Origin of the sequence: Rathayibacter rubneri (assembly GCF_023743255.1) — a bacterium.
GTDB lineage: Bacteria > Actinomycetota > Actinomycetes > Actinomycetales > Microbacteriaceae > Rathayibacter > Rathayibacter rubneri.
The window spans coordinates 1-3,930 of record NZ_JAMRYM010000166.1 but is presented as its reverse complement, the minus strand read 5'-3'; the positions used below and the strand labels follow the sequence as shown (position 1 = coordinate 3,930).

The following is a 3,930-nucleotide window of genomic DNA, read 5'->3' as shown; positions in this document are numbered from 1 at the left end:
GGTCCGAGCCGCCCCGCCCGACGCGACGTCGGACCCTCGCCCGCCTCGGCGGCACCGGCTTCCTCGCCGCCCTGCCGTTCCTGGCTCCGGCGCTCGCCGCCTACCTCGTCTTCGTGGTCGGCCCCTCGCTCGAGTCGGTGCGGCTCAGCTTCTTCGAGTGGACCGGCTTCCAGGGCGCCCCGCAGGTCTTCGTGGGCGTCCAGAACTACGTCCGCATCTTCACCCAGGACCCCGTCTTCTGGACCGCCTTCTCGAACACCCTCATCTGGGTCGTGCTGTCGCTGCTCATCCCGGTGGGCCTCGGCCTCGTGATGGCCCTGGCGCTCAACCGGCCGCTCTTCGGGCGCAACGCCTTCCGCTCGCTCTTCTACATCCCGGGCGTCCTCGCTCCGATCGCCATCGCCAACATGTGGCGCTGGATGTACAACCCGAACTACGGCGTCGGGGTGAACCTCGCGCAGCTGTTCGACCTGCCCTGGCTCGCCGAGGTGCAGTGGCTGGGCGACAAGAACCTGGCGCTCTACTCGATCTTCGCGGCGTTCGTCTGGCAGATCGCGGGCACGAACATGGTGCTCTTCCTCGCCGGCCTGCAGAGCGTCTCGCCCGACCACGTCGAGGCCGCCCGGCTCGACGGCGCCAACGCGTGGCAGGTGTTCCGCAACGTGACGCTGCCGGCGCTGCGGCCCACGACGGTCATCGTCGTGGTCCTCACGATCATCAACTCGATCAAGGTCTTCGACCTGATCGTCGGCATGACCGGAGGCGGCCCCGCGCAGCAGACGCAGGTGCTCGCGCTGTGGTCGTTCCAGCAGTCCTTCAACAACCACGAGTACGGGCAGGGCAACGCGATCGCCACGGTCCTGCTCGTGATCACCCTCGTCATCGTCGTCCCGTACATGGTCTGGACGGCACGTCAGGAGAAGAACGCATGAGCGTCACGAGCATCCCGACAAGCGCCGCCGGCCTCGTCTCGCCGTCCAAGCGCGAGCGGCGCCCCGTCGGCGGTCGCGACTTCGTCCGCGCCGGTCTCTGGATCGGCCTCGTCTTCGCGGTCCTGATCTGGGCCGTGCCGCTGATCTTCATGGTGTTCACCTCGCTCAAGAGCGAGGCCGACATCTTCAGCACCCCGGCGTTCGTCCCGCCGTGGTCGCCGGACTTCGGCAACTACGTCGAGGCGCTGGACCGCGGCAACCTGCTGACCGCCGGCGGGAACAGCCTGATCATCGCCCTGATCAAGGTGCCGGTGGGCCTGTTCATCTCGGCGGCCGCCGCCTTCGCCCTGGCCCGCATGCGGTTCCGCCGCCAGCGCCTGCTGATGGGGATCATCGCCCTCGGCGCCATGGTGCCGATCCAGGTCGCCATCGCCCCGCTCTTCCAGGTCATCAACGGCCTGGGACTGCTCAGCAGCAACGTCGGCATCATCCTGCCGTACATCGCGTTCGGGCTGCCGTACCAGACCTTCATCCTGTACGGCTTCTTCCGTCAGATCCCGGAGGAGATCGACGAGAGCGCGCGGATCGACGGAGCCGGCAACTGGCGGCTGTTCCTGACGATCATCCTGCCGCTGGCCCGTCCCGCACTGGCCGCGCTGTTCATCCTCGACTTCGTCTCGACCTGGAACGAGTACTCCATCGCTCTGGCGCTGCTGCAGAGCCAGGACTCGTGGACGATCCCGCTCGCGCTGCAGGGCTTCCAGTCGCAGTTCACCAGCTCCTACGGGCCGCTGAACGCCTTCACCATCATGTCCGTGTTCCCCGTGCTGATCGTCTACCTGATGTTCCAGCGCTACTTCGTCGAGGGCGCCTTCGCCGGCGCCGTGAAGGGCTGACCGTGCCGCACGCCACCACCACCGAGCGCTTCTCGCGGGCCACGCGCCTGTACGAGGTCCTGCACGACCCGCGCGGGCATGCCGTCGTCGAGCACCACCTCCCGGGCCTGGTGCGCTCGTCGATCCTGCACACCCTGCACAGCTATCCGATCGGCCTCGTCGTCGACACGGAGGAGTCGCTCGGCGAGGCTGCCCGCGAGGCCCTCCTCGCCGAGATCGCGGCGATCCCCACCGAGGAGCCCGCTCCGCTGCGCGAGCAGGAGCTCTTCGTCCCGCCCTCCGCGTCCTACGAGGGGGAGGAGATCCCGCTCGGGTCGGCCGCGGTGCTCGCGCCGACGTCGGTGCCGGTCTTCGAGCGCTTCGAGCTCGAGCTGCGCGGCCCGTCCCACGGCAACCCGTTCGTCGATGTGGAGCTGTCGGCGATGATCGACGGCCCCGACGGCTCGGTGCGGGTGCCGGGGTTCTACGACGGCGGCGGCGTGTACCGCGTGCGCTGGATGCCGGAGGCGGCGGGGGAGTACGCCTGGACCACCTCCAGCAGCGCCCGCTCGCTCGACGGCGTCACCGGCTCGGTGTCGGTGACCGCTGCTCGGGACGGCCGGCACGGACCGGTGCGCGTCGCGGGGTCCTTCCACTTCGCGCACGCCGACGGCACCCGCCACAGGCCGATCGGCACCACCGCCTACGCATGGACGCACCAGGGGGACGAGCTCGAGGAGCGCACGCTCGCGACCCTCGCCGAGGCGCCCTTCACGAAGATCCGCATGTGCGTGTTCCCCAAGTCGTACCTCTTCAACGAGAACGAGCCCGAGCGCTACCCGTTCGAGGGCTCGCCGGAGCAGGGCTTCGACTGGCAGCGGCCGTCTCCGGAGTTCTGGGCGCACCTGGAGCGGCGCGTCGAGCAGCTGGGGGAGCTCGGCATCGAAGCCGACCTCATCCTCTTCCACGCCTACGACCGGTGGGGCTTCTCGACCATGGACGCCGTCGCCGACGACCGCTACGTGCGGTACGCGGTGGCGCGGCTCGCGTCCTTCGCGAACGTGTGGTGGTCGCTCGCCAACGAGTACGACCTCCTCTTCGAGAAGACGGAGGAGGACTGGGAGCGCCTCGCGCGGATCGTCACGGCCGACGACCCCTCGCGGCACCTCCTGTCGATCCACAACTGCCGCGACTTCTACGACTACTCGCGGCCCTGGATCACGCACGCGAGCATCCAGCGCCAGGACGTCTACAAGACCGCCGAGATGACGACGGAGTGGCGCCGCTGGGGCAAGCCGGTGGTGATCGACGAGTGCGCGTACGAGGGCGACATCGACCAGGGCTGGGGCAACATCACGGGCGAGGAGCTGGTGCGGCGCTTCTGGGAGGGAGCGCTGCGCGGCGGCTACGTGGGCCACGGCGAGACGTACGTGCACCCCGACGACGTGCTCTGGTGGGCGAAGGGCGGGGAGCTGCGCGGCACGAGCCCCGCGCGGATCGCGTTCCTGGACCGCATCCTCGAGGAGGGACCGGCGGACGGCCTCGAGCCGATCCCGCTCGACTGGGACGTGCCGCGCGCGGGCGTCGAGGGCGAGTACTACCTGTATTACTTCGGCTTCGACCGCCCGACCTACCGCCGCTTCCTGCTCGAGCCGGACGTCTCGTACACCGTCGACGTGATCGACACGTGGGGCATGACGGTGGAGCGGCTGCCGGGCACGTATTCCGGCCGCTTCCGCATCGACCTGCCGGGCCGCGAGTACATCGCGGTGCGCCTGCTGCGCTCGGCCGCGTAGCGGGCCTGCCGCCTCCCCTTGCTGGTCGAGTAGCGGCCGCCGTCCCTCCTCGCCGGTGGTGCAGTGGCCGCCGTCGCTCTTTGCTGGTCGACTAGCGGCCAGGGGTCCTCCCTGCTGGTCGAGTAGCGGCCGCAGGCCCCTTCTTGCTGGTCGAGCAGGGGGACGCCGTCCCTCCTTGCTGGTCGAGTAGCGGCCGCAGGCCGCGTATCGAGACCCCGTGCCCAGGTCGTGCGGATCTCGATACGGCCGCTCCGCGGCCTACTCGATCAGCAGGGGTCGGGGCGAGTGGACGCGAACCGGCCCCTCTGCGTCCCTCAGACCCCCGCC

The 3,930-nt window shown here is 69.7% G+C and carries 3 protein-coding genes; all 3 read left to right on the top strand.

Annotation, left to right across the window (positions count from 1 at the left end):
• A partial coding sequence (locus NB037_RS18855) for a carbohydrate ABC transporter permease (protein ID WP_251948492.1) occupies positions 1 to 932 on the top strand: 932 nt, incomplete at its 5' end.
• Positions 929 to 1,828, top strand: a complete 900-nt coding sequence (locus NB037_RS18850) for a carbohydrate ABC transporter permease (RefSeq protein WP_251948490.1) — start codon at positions 929 to 931, stop codon at positions 1,826 to 1,828. The genes NB037_RS18855 and NB037_RS18850, both read left to right, overlap by 4 nt.
• A gap of 2 nt (positions 1,829 to 1,830) precedes the next feature.
• Positions 1,831 to 3,603 (top strand): DUF5605 domain-containing protein, encoded by a 1,773-nt coding sequence (locus NB037_RS18845; protein ID WP_251948488.1) that lies wholly within the window; start codon positions 1,831 to 1,833, stop codon positions 3,601 to 3,603.
• Positions 3,604 to 3,930: the final 327 nt, after the last annotated feature.